The 14,869-nt window shown below is 61.6% G+C and carries 9 protein-coding genes; 2 read left to right on the forward strand and 7 right to left on the reverse strand.

What is annotated here, in order from left to right:
- Positions 1 to 433 precede the first annotated feature (433 nt).
- A complete protein-coding gene (locus AC1MDC_RS08965; RefSeq protein WP_480392864.1) occupies positions 434 to 1,123 on the forward strand; it encodes an NYN domain-containing protein in 690 nt (229 codons plus the stop codon).
- Here the strand turns inward: AC1MDC_RS08965 and AC1MDC_RS08970 are convergent.
- The 7 genes from AC1MDC_RS08970 to AC1MDC_RS09000 all read right to left on the reverse strand — a co-directional run bounded on the left by AC1MDC_RS08970 (position 1,104) and on the right by AC1MDC_RS09000 (position 11,404).
- The gene (locus AC1MDC_RS08970) at positions 1,104 to 2,564 is read right to left on the reverse strand and encodes an efflux transporter outer membrane subunit (protein ID WP_480392865.1); all 1,461 of its coding nucleotides are present in this window, start codon (positions 2,562 to 2,564) and stop codon (positions 1,104 to 1,106) included. The genes AC1MDC_RS08965 and AC1MDC_RS08970 overlap by 20 nt on opposite strands.
- Positions 2,561 to 3,631, reverse strand: a complete 1,071-nt coding sequence (locus AC1MDC_RS08975) for an HlyD family secretion protein (protein WP_227234060.1) — start codon at positions 3,629 to 3,631, stop codon at positions 2,561 to 2,563. The genes AC1MDC_RS08970 and AC1MDC_RS08975 overlap by 4 nt, the downstream gene beginning before the upstream one ends.
- Positions 3,632 to 3,649: 18 nt before the next feature.
- Positions 3,650 to 5,185 carry an MFS transporter gene (locus AC1MDC_RS08980; RefSeq protein WP_480392866.1) on the reverse strand — a complete coding sequence of 512 codons (1,536 nt, stop codon included), beginning with the start codon at positions 5,183 to 5,185 and terminating at the stop codon, positions 3,650 to 3,652.
- 102 nt (positions 5,186 to 5,287) lie between these two features.
- Entirely contained in the window at positions 5,288 to 6,205 is a 918-nt protein-coding gene (locus AC1MDC_RS08985) for a LysR family transcriptional regulator (RefSeq protein ID WP_085712612.1), read from the reverse strand.
- Between the two features lie 298 nt (positions 6,206 to 6,503).
- Entirely contained in the window at positions 6,504 to 7,871 is a 1,368-nt protein-coding gene (locus AC1MDC_RS08990; RefSeq protein WP_085697924.1) for an HlyD family type I secretion periplasmic adaptor subunit, read from the reverse strand.
- Complete coding sequence (locus AC1MDC_RS08995; RefSeq protein ID WP_480392867.1) at positions 7,861 to 10,017, reverse strand: type I secretion system permease/ATPase; 2,157 nt, start codon at positions 10,015 to 10,017, stop codon at positions 7,861 to 7,863. The genes AC1MDC_RS08990 and AC1MDC_RS08995 overlap by 11 nt, the downstream gene beginning before the upstream one ends.
- A 34-nt stretch (positions 10,018 to 10,051) precedes the next feature.
- On the reverse strand, positions 10,052 to 11,404 hold the full coding sequence (locus AC1MDC_RS09000) for a TolC family outer membrane protein (protein ID WP_085698122.1): 1,353 nt from the start codon (positions 11,402 to 11,404) through the stop codon (positions 10,052 to 10,054).
- Between the two features lie 359 nt (positions 11,405 to 11,763).
- Here AC1MDC_RS09000 and AC1MDC_RS09005 point away from each other — a divergent pair.
- A partial coding sequence (locus AC1MDC_RS09005; RefSeq protein ID WP_480392868.1) for a retention module-containing protein occupies positions 11,764 to 14,869 on the forward strand: 3,106 nt, incomplete at its 3' end.

The following is a 14,869-nucleotide window of genomic DNA, read 5'->3' on the forward strand; positions in this document are numbered from 1 at the left end:
CAATTAGCGTCAAGCGAAAGGCCATCACACCTTGGAAATGTAATGTTTCACAAATAGCCGATTTTTCGTTTTTACGGTTGAGTTGTTGCAGAGGCGTAGGCTGATTGTTTCTTCCTACAAATGCTTAGGAAATAACCTCCACTCCAAAAGAAAAATCATGACAAACAGCAGGCTTTGCCTCCGAGCGGGCAACAATTGCTCATACAGAAGCTTTGGAAAACCTTGACCCCTGACGAGACGAGACAACAAATCTGATGAGCCGGCGCTGAAGATAAAACAGCTGGGTGAGGGAATGATAAAACGACGGTTGACCTGCATGACGCACTCAATCTAGGATTGCCTTACTCAACCCCGTACGTAGCGATTCAGTTCGCTGGCAGTTGGGGTGAAGAAACCGGCTTAGGCCGGTTTTTTCGTTTCTGAGGATCGATTTGTGCGAACTGCTTTCTTTGTAGATGGCTACAACATGTTCTATGGGCTTCTGGCAGGTACACCCTACAAGTGGCTCAATCTCAGAGGCTTGTTGATTCATGTGGCCCACATAGAAAATCCAAAAAGCTCCGTCATCTCGATCGACTATTTCACCTCCCCCATCAAACCTGAACTGGCAACTCGCGGCCGCGTTTCCAAGGAAGCCCAGGACACCTACATCAGGGCCTTGAGATCAACCAATGTCTCAGTGCACTTTGGCCGCCATCACCTTGAGCCGGCCAAGGCTCCCAGGTTTATCGATAGAAACACTGGCGCTTCACGCCAGGACAAAGTCGACATCTGGAAGCTCGAAGAAAAGGAAACTGACGTTCACATCGCAATCAGCATGTATCGCACAGCATGTCGTCAGTCGCTGCTCGATCCCGATGAGCGTCTCGACCAGATAGTGCTGGTCTCCAGCGACACCGACATGACCCCCGCGTTACGAGCTATATGCTCAGACTTTCCCGGAGTAGTAGTGGGTGTCGTACTTCCCCATAGAGCCGGGCTCAATCGCCCCTCTCCTGGCTCGATGAAAGATCACTCGCATTGGATACGACGTGTCATCACCGCTGAAGAATTGCTGATGCACCAATTTCCCCACCGAGTCCCCACTCATAAGAAGCCAGCGATCAAACCGGATTACTGGTAGCGAGAACTCCCACCGGATACACCGACTCCCATCCCCCGCCCAACGCCCGGTACAGGCCGACCATCGCCAGTGAAACGCCGGTGGAGCTTTCCACCCACTGTTCCTGGGTGGCGAGCAGTGCGCCTTGCACGGTGAGGACGTTGACGAAATCGACCACGCCTTCGACGTATTGCTGTTGCGCGGTGCGCAGGGCGATCTGGTTCTGGCGCACGGCTTCGGCGAGGCTGTCACGCCGGCGCTGGCTGGCGTTGTAGGCGGTCAATTGGTCGTCGATTTCGTGCCAGGCACGCAGGACGGTCTGTTGATAACCGATCGCCGCTTCCTGCTGCTGGGCCTCACGCAGTTGCAGCACGCCGCGCAAGCGGCCGCCGTCGAACAGCGGCAGGCTGAATTGCGGGCCGATGCCGAAGGCGCGTGAGCCCCAGGAACCGAAGTCGCTGAGTTGCATGGCCTGCGAACCGAGATTGCCGGACAGGGTGATGCGCGGATAGAAATCGCCCTTGGCCACGCCGATATTGGCGGTGGCGGCGTGCAACCGGGCTTCGGCCTGGCGGATGTCCGGGCGGCGCTCGGCCAGTTGCGACGGCAAGCCGATGGCGACAGTCAGTGGCGACTGCGGCACTGGGGCATCTGTGGATAACACTTTGGACAGGGCCTGCGGCGGTTCACCCATCAACAGACTGATGGCGTTGATCAGTTGCGCCTGACGTTGCTCCAGTGCCGGCAGCCGCGATTCGATGGCCGCCACTTGTGCGGCCGCTTCGGCGACGTCGAGATCGGTGGCCACGCCGTCGTTGAGGCGCAGTTGCGAGAGTTTCAGGCTGTGCCGCGCCACATCGAGATTCTGCTCGGTGACCGCGCGGGTGTTTTGCACGCCGCGCAACTGGATGTAGTTCTGCGCGGTGTCCGCGAGTACCGCCAGCAGCACGCCGCGACGGTCGTTTTCCGCGACCTTGAGGTTGGCATCGGCGGCTTCGGTTTCCCGGCGCACACGGCCCCAGAAATCCAGTTCCCAAGAGGCGGAGAATCCGGCATCCCACAGGTTGAACGCAGAATCGCCATTGTGCCCGGACGGATCGTTCAGGCCTTCGCCGCTGTTGCGTTTGCGAGCGTAGCTGCCGGTGGCGGCAGTCGTTGGATAACGATCGGCGGTGATCACCTGACGGGCCGCGCGGCTTTGTTGCAGGCGGCTGCTGGCCAGTTGCAGGTCAAGGTTGCTGCGCAAGGCGCGCTGGGTCAGGGCCGACAGTTGCGCGTCGTGAAAGACTTCCCACCAGCGCTCGTTCAACGGTTCGCTGACAGTCTTGCTGACGGCGGTTTTTGACGGTTTTGCCCACTCGGCAATCCGCGTGGCTTCGGGCTTCTGAAAATCCGGGCCGACGGTGCAGGCCGCCAACGCCGAGAGACTCAGGACCACGGTCATGGACTGAAGGTGCTTCATCGCTGCGTCACCTCACGCATCGACGTCGCCGGGCTTTTGGTATCAATGCTCGCCTCCACCGACATTCCCACCCGCAAGCGTTCGGCCAGCGGCTGGCCAGGCTCCAGCAGGATTTTCACCGGAATCCGCTGCACGACTTTGGTGAAGTTGCCGGTGGCGTTGTCCGGTTTGACCGCCGCGAAGGTCACGCCGGTGGCCGGAGCGATGCTCTCGACGCGGCCGGTGAGGGCTTCGCCGCCGAGGCTGTCGACCCGCACGACAACGTCCTGCCCCGGCTGCACATCAGTCAGTTGAGTTTCCTGGAAGTTGGCGACCACATAGGCCTGCTTCAGCGGCACCACCGCCAGCAACTTGCTGCCCGGCGTCACATAGGCGCCGACCCGCACCGCGCGCTCGCCGATCATGCCGTCCTGAGGCGCGGTGATGCGCGTGTATGACAGCTCGAAACTGGCGATTTCCAGCGCGGCCTGAGCGTGTTTCAAACTGCCTTCGGCGGCATCGCGCTGCGCCGTCAGAATCTCGACCTGCTTCCGTTCCGCCGCCAGTTTCGCCGTGGCCGTGTCCAGACGCGCAGAAGCCTGATCGATCCGGGTGCGCGCCTGTTGCGCGTTCTGCACGGTGCCGGCACCGACGCCGGCGAGGTGGTTGTAGCGGTTCAATTCCTGCTGGGCGAAAGCCATTTCAGCCTTGGCCGACACCACCGACGCCTGCGCCTGAGCGATCACCGAGGTCTGGCGCTCCAGCGTGGCCTTGGCGTTCTGCAGTTGAGCACGGGCGACAAGGGTTTGCGCATCGGCGGCTTCTGCAGCGGCGCGCAGGTCGCGGTCATCGATCAGCGCCAGCAACTGGCCGGCCTTGACCTGTTGGTTGTCTTCCACCAGCACTTCTTTGATGAACCCCGCCACACGCGGCACCACCAGAGTGAAGTCGGCGGAGACAAAGGCATCATTGGTGTTCTGTTGAGTGCGCTTGCCGAACAGACCGGGCATCGCCAGATACACCAGCACACCGACCGCCAGCGCAGCGGCCACAGCCACCGCGAGTTTTTGCTTTGCTTGAGTCGTCATAAGAACCTTCTATCTCAGTCAGGTCGGCGCGCGCGGCGGGAAGATCCGCGTCGGCAGCCAGAAAATCAGCAGGATCAGCGCCACCGCGACGCCAGCCATGCACAGGTAAAGATCCGAAGACGTCAGCACCACCGCCTGTTCATGCAGGCGATGAGCGAGGCCGGGGTCATTGCTGGCGGCCAGCGGCGAATTGCCGAGGCGATCGACCAGCATCGTCGAGTGAAAATGCAGGCGCGAAGTGGTCAGCGCCTCGATCACGCCGGTGGCGACCACCGCCGCCAGGCCTTTCACGGTGTTGAACCACGCCGAAGCGAACGGCCCGTCCTGCGGCTGGATGCTGCCGGTCGACAGCATCAGCAATGGCAGCACCGCCATCGGCTGGCCGAAAATCTGCAGCCATTGCAGGATGTAAAAATCGTCGCGAATCCACACCGAAGTCAGCTGCGAGCCGCCCAGGCAGGAGAGCGTCAACATGCTCAAACCGATGCCGAGCACCCAGCGGCAATCGACCCAACGCAGGTTGCACAGCGCCGCCACCAGCGGCAGCGCGATCAGTTGCGGCAACGCCGCCAGCAGCATGATCGGCGCGGTCTGCACCGGCCGGTAACCCTGCACCTGCGCCAGATAACTCGATGGAATCAGCACCACCGCCAACAGCACCACCAGCACGCCGGCCAGCGTCATCAGCGCGAACGACAGGTTGCGAATGCCGAGCATCTGCAACTTGAAAAACGGAATCGGCTGCGACCATTCATTGATCAGAAACGCCACCAGCAACAGCGAACCGGCGCCGAGCAAAGCGCAGATCAGATTCGACTCGAACCAGTCCAGACGATTGCCCTGCAACAGGCCGATCACCAGCATGCAGATCGCCGGAAAGCCCAGCAGCAGGCCTTTCCAGTTGAACGACTTGAGCCGCTCCAGGCGCAGTGGATCCTGTGGAATGCCCCAGGCAACCATCGCCATGGCAATCAGGCACGGCACGATGATTTGCCAGAAAGTCCACTGCCAGCCGACGTATTCAGTCCACAACCCGGCCAGCGGCGTACCAAGGCCTGGGCCGAAGGTGGCGGTCAGGGCATAACCGGCCAGACCGTAAAGCTTGATGTTGGCCGGTAGAAACCGCAGCGCAACGGTCATCAACATTGGCGGCAACGCGCCGCCAGCCAGGCCTTGCAGGATGCGCATCAGCAGCAGGCTTTCGTAGTTCGGGGCGAACGGGCAAAGCACCCCGAGCAGGGTGAACACGCCAATGGCGCACAGGGTGAAGCGACGCAGGGAAAAGGTCACCGAGCACCACGGCGCGAACGCCATGGCCGCCACCGACATCGCGGTGTAGCCGGCGACCAGCCAGGTGCCTTCGTCGTAGCCGATGCTCAGGGCGCCGCGAATGTCGGCCAGGGCGACCTTGGTCACCATCTCGTTGAGACCCGACACCAGCACCGCCAGCAGCACGCCGACCAGACCAATGATGATCCGCGCCCCGAACACCAGTGGCGCGGCGGCCATCGGAGCGGCAGCGGCAATCGGCGCCGTAACCGTCAGGGATGTCATGCAGGCAAACTCCGGAGGGAAAAATACCGGAGCATGGTAGTAGGGCTTAGTGCTGACGAAAATTGACTTCTCGGCAGTTTATAAGTGCATCAGACGCAACTCTCAGGGCTGCGCCGCCAGCCAGGTTTCATCGCAGCAGGTCTTGAGGGTTTCGCGCAGCCAGCGATGGGCCGGATCCTTGTCGAAACGCGGGTGCCAGGCCTGGGTCAGCATCAGCGTCGGCAGCGGGATCGGCAGATCGAATGAGCGCAGCTTCAAACCCAGCCGTCGCACGCTGAGCAGCGCTTCCTTGGGCACCGGCAGGATCAGGTCGGAATCCGGCAGCGCGAACATTGCCGCGTGGAAACTCGGCGCGATCACTGCGACTCGCCGCTCCAGGCCCAGGGCATTCAACGCGGTGTCGATAGGCCCCCGGGCAATGCCCCGGCGGGACATGCTGATGTGGGAAAACCCGGCGTACCGCTCGGCGGTGATCTCGCCATCCAGCAGCGGATGGTCCTCGCGCACCAGCCCGACGAAGTGGGTGGAAAACAGGTTCTGTATTTTGACTTCCGGGGTCACCGGGCGGGTGTTGCTCACGCTCAGGTCGATCCGCCCTTCGCGCAAGGCTTCATCGTCGCCGTCACCTTCGGGAACGAAGCGCAATTCGCAGTGCGGCGCCAATTGATCGAGGGTGTCGAACAGTTTGCCGCCGTACACGCCGACGAAAAAATCGTTGGCGCGTATGCTGAAGCGCCGGCGCAACGTGCCCAGTTCAACGGCATCCGCCGAGCGAAACAGCAGCGCCGCCTGCTCGACCACATCGCGCACCTGCTCGCGCAACTCCAGAGCCTTGGGCGTAGGCACCAAACCGCGTCCGGCACGCACCAGAATCGGATCGCCAATGGCTTCGCGAATCCGCGTCAGCGTACGGCTCATGGCCGCCGGGCTGAGGTTCATCCGCCGTGCGGCACCGACCACGCTGCCTTCGTCGAGCAAGGCGTCGAGGGCGACCAACAGGTTCATGTCCGGGAGTTGCATGCTGAGCACTCATGACCGATCAGGATTGATTCGCACGCAATGCTAGCAGATCAGAAAATCAGCGCTGCACGCCCCAGTGTCGTGCGGCGCGCCGATTGGTCGGCAGGTACGCAGGAGGCTGACTTTATAGCTATAACAAGCGGAATTTAAATACCGTTAACGAATAACCATATGGCGATCGCTTAGGAATGGACCGAATGGTGAGTGACCATTTGTGTCACTTACTGACGGGTATGTGGTGTTCAACCTGACGCATCGCTGGCAAGCCAGCGATGAAGCCTGAAGGGCAAATGAAAATCTAGCGTTCGTGCAACGCCTCGGCCCGCGCCCGGATGATCGGCTTGAGCAAATAGCTCAGCACCGTCTTCTTGCCGGTGATGATGTCCACCGACGCCACCATCCCCGGGATGATCAGCAACGGCTTCTCGTCAGTGCCGAGGTGGCTGCGCTCGGTGCGCAGCTTGATGACGTAGTAGGTGGTTTTCTTGTCTTCATCGGTGATGGTGTCGGCTCCGATCTGCTCCAGCCTGGCCTTCAAACCGCCGTAGATGGTGTAGTCATACGCGGTGAATTTCACCGTGGCTTCCTGGCCCGGATGCAGGAACGCGATGTCCTGCGGGCGGATCTTCGCTTCGACCAGCAGGGTGTCGTCCAGCGGTACGATTTCCAGCAGGTCGCTGCCCGGCTGGATCACGCCGCCGATGGTGTTGACCAGCATCTTGTTGACGATACCCCGCACCGGTGAAGTAACGAGCGTACGGCTGACCCGGTCTTCCAGCGCCTTGCCGGTGGCCTGTGCCTTGTTCAGGTCGGTGCGCGCTTCGTTGAGCTGGGTCAGGGCTTCGCTGCGGAATTTGCCACGGGTCTCGTCGATCTTGCGCTGCACTTCCTTGATCGCCGATTCAGCGCGCGGGATCGCCAGCGTGGTGGCGTCGAGCTGACCACGGGTTTCCACTTCGGCACGCTTGAGTCGCAGCACTTCCACCGGCGACACCGCGCCCTGGGCCACCAGCGGCTCGGACATGTTGATTTCCTGACGTTGCAGACCCAGTTGCTGGCGATATTGCGCCTGCTTCGAGGTGAACTCGCGCAGCTCTTGCTGGCGCTGGATCAACTGCTCCTGCAAACCACCGACCTCGTCGTGCAATTGCTGACGACGGCTGATGTACAGCGACTCTTCACTCTTCGCCTGACCCGGCACGGCTTTGAGCACGTCCTCGGGGAAATTCAGCGGGCGGTCATCGACCTCGGCGCTCAGGCGCTCGACCCGCAGCAGCATCGACAAGCGATCCGCTTCGGTTTCGCCGACGTTGGACACGAATCGCGTGTCATCAAGTCGCACCAGTGGCGCGCCGGCCTCGACGATCTGGCCTTCCTTGACGAACAGCTCGGAGACGATCCCGCCCTCGAGGTTCTGGATTTTCTGGATCTTCGACGAGGGAATCGCCTTGCCGTCGCCCTTGGTCACTTCGTCGATGACGGCAAAGTTGGCCCACAGCATCAGGAACACGAAGAAACCGATGATCGCCCAGATCGTCAGGCGCACCACACGCGGCGCGTCCTCGATCAAAGCCTTGTTGACCTCTGGCAGCGGCTGCCCCTGCAGCGATGCCGAGCCCTTGAAGTAGCGGCGGATCGAATCCTTGAAACCCGATTTAAGCAACACTGATCTGCCCCTTCTTCAACGCTTCCATGACGGCCGCTTTCGGGCCGTCGGCGAGAATCTGTCCACGGTCGACCACCAACAGGCGATCAACCAGCGACAGCAGCGATGCCCGGTGCGTCACCAGCACCACGGTCTTGTTTTCCACCACCGCCGCGAGGCGTTGCTTGAGGCGCTCTTCGCCGGTGTTGTCCATGGCGCTGGTCGGTTCGTCGAGCAAGAGAATCGGCGGATTGAGCAACAGCGCCCGGGCCAGCGCGACGTTCTGGCGCTGACCGCCGGACAGGTTCTGCCCGCGCTCGCCGACCTGCAGTTCATAGCCCTGCGGGTGCAGGCGGGCGAATTCGTGGACGCCGGCCAGTTCGGCCGCTTGCAGGACCAACTCATCCTCGACGTAACGGGCGCCGGAAATCAGGTTGTCGCGCAGGGTGCCGGCCAGCAGCTGGATGTCCTGCGGCACGTAGCCGATGTTGTAGCGCAGCTCGCTGACGTCGATCTGGCGGATGTCCACGCCGTCCACCAGTAACGCGCCGTCGTCCGGCTGGTACAGGCCGACCAGCAGTTTCGCCAGTGAGCTTTTGCCGGAACCGCTGCGGCCGATGATGCCGATCTTCTCGCCGGGACGGATCACCAGGTTGATGTTCTTCAACGCCGGGTTCTGTTGCTCCGGGTAGGTGAAGCTGAGCTGGCGGCATTCGATCGCACCTTGCAGGACCTTGCGGCTCAGCGGGCGCTCTTCGAAGTTACGCTCCTGCGGCAGCTCCATCATCTGATCGACCGAAGTCATGGTCACCCGTGCCTGCTGGTAGCGGGTCAGCAGACCGGACAGCGACGCCAGCGGGCTGAGGGCGCGGCCACTGAGCATGTAGCAGGCGATCAGACCGCCCATGCTCAGGTTGCCGGCGATGATCTGGTACACGCCGAAGACGATCATGATCACCCCGGCCAGTTGCTGGATCAGCAGGGTGATGTTCATCGCCAGGCCGGAGAGCATTTTCACCCGCAGCTCGAGGCGGCTGAGGGTGCCGATGGTCTGCTCCCACTGGTACTGGCGCTCGCTTTCGGCGTTGTTGACCTTCACCGCGTCGAGGCCGGCGAGGGTTTCGATCAGGCTCGACTGACGCTCGGCGCCCAGCGCCATGGTGCGTTCCATGGTTGCCACCAGCGGCTTCTGCAAGGCGTAGCCGATCAGCAGCGCAATCGGGAAGGCCAGCACCGGAATCCACACCAGATGCCCGCCGAGAATGGCGATGACGATGAAGATCAGAATGGTGAACGGCAAATCGATCAGGCTGGTCAGGGTCAGCGAGGCGAGGAAATCGCGCAGGCTCTGAAACTCGTGGATGTTCTGGGCAAAGCTGCCGACCCGCGCCGGGCGGTATTTCATGGCCATGCCGACGATGCGTTCGAAGAGCGTGGCGGAGATGATCAGGTCGGTTTTCTTGCCGGCCAGATCCAGGCACAGGCTGCGCAGGCTCTTGAGGATCAGGTCGAACAGATAGGCGCCGGTGATGCCCAGCGCGAGCACCCACAGTGTCGCTTCGGCCTGGTTCGGCACCACGCGGTCGTAGACGTTCATCACGAACAGCGGCGCGGCCATGGCGATGATGTTGATCAGGAAACTGGCGGCGATGGCGTCGGCGTACAGCCAGCGCGAACGCTTGAGGGTGTCGCGAAACCACGAGCGCGCACGCGGGATCAGCGTGCCGTGGTTGACGTCGAATTTGTGCTGGGGCTGGGCGAAGAACACTTTGCCGGTGTAGTCGTCGGCCAGCAGTTCGCGGCCGACCAGGGATTCACCGCCGTCGCTTTCGCTGAGCAGCACCCGTGCTTCGTTCTCGCCCTGCCAGCCGAGCAGGACGGCGCTGCGGCCATCCTTGAGCAGCAACAGCGTCGGCATGGCAATCGCCGGAATTTCTTCCAGCTTGCGTTGCAGCACCCGACCCTGCAGCCCGGCGCGCGCCGCCGCACGGGGCAGCAGCTCGACACTCAGGCGTTGCTTGGGTAGCGGCAGGCCGGTGGTCAGCATGGCCGCGCTGGCGGGTTTCTGGTGCAGCATGCAAAGAGCGAGCAGACCATCCAGTAACGGATCGTCGTGCAACGCGCGTGGATCATGACTGAGATGAACTCGACTGACTTCTGATTCCACGCTCGACACTCTTTAGCAGTTGAAAAGGGACAACTCAATTCATCCCAGGCAGCTGGACCTTGGGCTTCACGTCGTTCTGCACAACGGATGCCAAAGGTGCGACCACTCCCTGGCTCTTGAGCAATTCGCCCATGGTCGCCTTGATTCGGTACTGAGTAAATAACTGAATGTTTTTGATTTCAGCCAGACGGCGCGAAGCGGTGAACAACTCGTTTTCGCTGTCCAGCAAATCCAGCAGGGTACGTTCGCCGAGGCTGAACTGACGCTGGTAAGCGGTGCGCACCGCGGTGCTGTGATCAACGTATTGCTGAGCGATCGGCACCTGTGCATTGGCGTTGTTCAGGGCGTTCCAGGCCAGGCCAAGTTCTTCATTCAATTGACGCAAGGCATTGTTGCGGATGTCCAGCGCCTGGTTCGACAGGTAGGACTTGGACTCCAGATCCGCCTTGTTGCTGCCGCCCGAATACAGGTTGAAGCGCATGCGCAGCATCGCCTGCCATTCATTGTTGTGACCGTTCTGGCCATCGAGATCGTTGTCGGCAGTGCGGCCCAGCTCGGCGTCGAAGCGCGGGTAGAAGGTCGACTTGGCGGTCTCGTACTGCTTTTCGGCAGCGGCGATATCGGACTCGGCCGAGCGCAGGATCGGGCTGTTTTCCAGCATCTGCTGGCGCGCTTCATTCAGGTTGGCCGGCATCATCGCCATGAACGGCGCCGGACGCTCCAGCTGATCGGGCATCTGGCCGACGGCGCTGAGGAAGTTGGTTTCCGAATCGGCGAGGTTGGTCTGCTCGGTGATCAGGTTGTTGCGGGCCTGGGCCATCCGCGCTTCGGCCTGGTCAAGGTCGGCACCGCTGCCGACGCCGCGCTGGGTGCGCAACTGGATCTGGTCGTAGATGCGCTGGTGGCTCTTGAGGTTTTCTTCGGCCAGACGCACGAATTCGCGGCGGGTGAGCACGTCCAGATAAACCTGGGCCACGGTCAGCGCGGTGCGCTCGGAAGTGCCGAGCAATGAATAGGCGCGGGAATTGACGGTGGCTTGTTGACGCCCGACTTCGCTGGACGTCGCAAAACCGTCAAAAACCATTTGCGAGAGACGTAAACTTGACTCGCTGCGGTTCAGGGTTTCCCAGTGATTGCCGCCACCATTGGCGCGGGTGGTCACACTGTCGGTGCCTTCACGGCCATAACCGCCCAGCAGATCAACTTTGGGCAGGTATCCACCTTTTGCAGCCTTTAACTGATAATCCGCGGCCAGTCGGCTGTTGACCCCTGCCTGGATTTCCGGATGGACATCCAACGCCTGTTGCATGGCTTCTGGTAAGGATTGTGCTTGTACGAAAGACGCGGCGAGAGCGAAGGGTAGAGCCTTGAACAGGTGCGAACGCATGGTAAAGATTTCCCAGAACTTCTTGTCTTGAATCACAGCAAAATGTCGAGCTGCGTCGGAAGATGGCAACCGGAATGACCGTATGTCGGAAAGTTTAAAACCGGAACTGGATCACACGCTGAAGGGCAGGTCGCCGCATAAATATCAATGTGACATTACCGGGGCGATTGTTTAGGATGGCTCCCAGAAGGTCAATAGTTTGGCATAAAGTTAATAGCGAAAGAATCTAGCCAATTTATTGACGAATAGCAGCGTCAACTTTGTTTCATTTTTTTTTAAAAGTACGTCCAGACTGAATCGGCACAGATCGCCATCAGGTCTATGGAAGTCAACTGAACGTGACACCCGGAGAGTCTTCAATGAGCAGTGTTGTTGCCATCGTCAAAAGCATTGTTGGTCAGGTTTTCGTGGTGTCCCCAGAGGGCGTCCGTCGCGTACTCGTTGAAGGCGACCGGCTGTTTGCCGGCGATCAGGTCGACACCGGCGTTTCCGGCGCCGTGTCCCTGGAACTGGCCGATGGCCGCACGATCGATCTGGGCCGTGACACTCAGTGGAGCGCCGAGACCCCGGACTCCAGCACTGACCTGGCCGAAGCCACCGCGCAAGCCGCGCCGTCGGTTGAAGAGCTGCAACAAGCCATCGCCGCCGGTGTCGACCCGACAACCGCCCTTGAAGCCACAGCGGCCGGCCCGAGCGCCGCGGGGACTGGCGGTGCCGCCGGTGGCGGCCACAGCTTCGTGATGCTCGATGCGACTGCGGGCCGCGTCGACCCGACCATTGGCTTCCCGACTGCAGGCATCAACGCCGCCGGCCAGGTTGCCCAGGACACCACCGGTGGCCAGACCACCGACACCACCGCCAACGCCCTGCGCGAATCGACCCTGAGCCTCAGCGCCACGCCGACCATCACCGAAGCCGGCGGTGTTCTGGTCTACACCGCGACCCTGACCCAGGCTCCGCTGACCGACCTGACCATCACCCTGTCCAACGGCGCTGTGATCGTGATTCCGGCCGGTTCCACCACCGGTACCGTCAACGTGCCACTGGCACCGAACGACACTGTCTATAACGACCCGACCCAGATCGACGTGACGGTCACCGGCACTACCGGCGGCAGCGGCATCACCGTGACCCCGCCGACCACGCCGGCCACGACCCAGGTCACCGACACCATCGACACCACCACCGTCACCCTGACGGCGGGGCCAAGCGTGACCGAAGGCGGCCAGATCACCTACACCGCCACGCTGACCAACCCGGCGCAGACGCCGGTCACCGTCACGTTGTCGAACGGCTCGACCATCACCATCGGCGCCGGCCAGACCACCGGCACCGTCAACGTGCCGACCGCGCCGAATGACGTCTATAACAACGGCAGCACCGTCACCACCACCATCACCGGTGCCACGGGCGGCAACTTCGAAAACCTGGTGCCGAACCCGACACCGGCCGTTACCACGATCGTCGATTCGAAAGACACCACCGGCCTGACCCTGACCGCTACCGGCACCGTGGTCGAAGGTGGCCAGATCACCTACACCGCGACGTTGACCAACCCGGCGCAGACGCCGGTGACCGTCACCCTGTCGAACGGCTCGACCATCACCATCGGCGCCGGCCAGACCACCGGCAGCGTCAACGTGCCGACCGCACCGAATGACGTCTACAACAACGGCGGCACCGTCAGCACCACGATTACCGGTGCTACCGGCGGTAACTTCGAGAATCTGGTGCCGAACACCACGCCGGCGACCACCACCGTTACCGATTCCATCGACACCACCAATCTGTCGCTGTCCGCGACCGGTTCCGTGGCCGAAGGTGGCTCGATCGTATACACCGCAACCCTGACCAATCCTGCCGGCACCCCGGTGACCGTGACGTTGAGCAACGGCTCCGTCATCACCATTGAAGCGGGCAAGACCACCGGAACCGTGACCGTTCCGGCGCCGGCCGATGACGTTTACAAAGACGCCGGCAAAGTCGAAGTCAGCATTACCGGCACCACCGGCGGCAACTTCGAGAACCTGGTGCCGAGCACTGTCCCGGCGGTTACCGAAGTCACCGACACCATCGACACCACAACAGTGAAGCTCACCGCGACCGAATCGGCAGCTGAAGGTGGCACCGTCACTTACACCGCTACCGTGGGCGCACCGGTGACTGGCTCGCCGGTGACTGTGACCCTGGCCAATGGTCAGCAAATCACCATCGAAGTGGGTAAAACCACCGGCACCGTGACCACCACCGCGCCGAATGACGCGCTGACCGGCAATCCGCCGCTGACCAACTCGATCACTGGCGTGACAGGCGGCAACTACGAAAACCTCGTGGCCGATAAAACCCCTGTTTCGACCACGATCACCGACACCGTCGACACCACCAACCTGACACTGAGTGCTACTGGCACCGTGGCCGAGGGTGGTTCGATCGTTTACACCGCGACCCTGACCAATGCTGCCGGCTCGCCAGTCACCGTGACCCTGTCGAACGGCGCGGTGATTACCATCGAGGCCGGCAAAACCACCGGCACCGTGACCGTTCCCGCCCCTGCCGATGACGTCTACAAAGACGCCGGCAAGGTTGAAGTCACCATCAAGGATGCATCCGGCGGCAATTTCGAGAACCTCGTTCCGAGCACTGTCCCGGCGGTTACCGAAGTGACCGACACCATCGACACTTCGACCGTGAAACTGACCGCTGACACTTCGGTCGCTGAAGGCGGCACCGTCACTTACACCGCCACCGTTGGCGCACCGGTGACCGGCTCCCCGGTCACCGTGACCCTGGCCAACGGTCAGACCATCACCATCGAAGTCGGCAAGACCACCGGCAGCGTGACCACCACCGCACCGAACGATGTACTCAACGGCCACGCGCCGCTGACCAACTCGATCACTGACGTGAGCGGCGGTAACTACGAAAACCTCGTGGCCGACAAGACCCCGGTTTCGACGACTGTCACCGACACCGTCGACACCACCAACCTGACCCTGAGCGCGACCGGCTCCGTGGCTGAAGGCGGCTCGATCGTCTACACCGCGACACTGACCAACCCCGCCGGCACGCCGGTGACCGTGACCTTGAGCAACGGCTCGGTCATCACCATCGAGGCCGGTAAAACCACCGGTACCGTGACTGTTCCGGCTCCTGCCGATGACGTCTACAAAGACGCCGGCAAGGTTGAAGTCACTATCACCAATACCGCTGGCGGCAATTTCGAGAACCTGGTGCCAAGCACTGTTCCGGCCGTCACTGAAGTGACTGACACCATCGACACCACCACAGTCAAACTGACTGCGACCGAGTCGGCAGCTGAAGGTGGAACTGTCACCTACACCGCTACCGTCGGCGCACCTGTGACCGGCTCGCCGGTGACTGTGACCCTGGCCAATGGTCAGCAAATCACCATCGAAGTCGGTAAAACCACCGGCACCGTGACCACCACCGCACCGAACGATGCGT

This window comes from Pseudomonas sp. 1 (assembly GCF_056626735.1).

Coding starts and splice junctions, on each gene's coding strand:
- AC1MDC_RS08985 (WP_085712612.1), bottom strand. CDS start 6,205: ATGCAACTCCCGGACATGAACCTGTTGGTCGCCCTCGACGCCTTGCTC.
- AC1MDC_RS08980 (WP_480392866.1), bottom strand. CDS start 5,185: ATGACATCCCTGACGGTTACGGCGCCGATTGCCGCTGCCGCTCCGATG.
- AC1MDC_RS08975 (WP_227234060.1), bottom strand. CDS start 3,631: ATGACGACTCAAGCAAAGCAAAAACTCGCGGTGGCTGTGGCCGCTGCG.
- AC1MDC_RS08970 (WP_480392865.1), bottom strand. CDS start 2,564: ATGAAGCACCTTCAGTCCATGACCGTGGTCCTGAGTCTCTCGGCGTTG.
- AC1MDC_RS09000 (WP_085698122.1), bottom strand. CDS start 11,404: ATGCGTTCGCACCTGTTCAAGGCTCTACCCTTCGCTCTCGCCGCGTCT.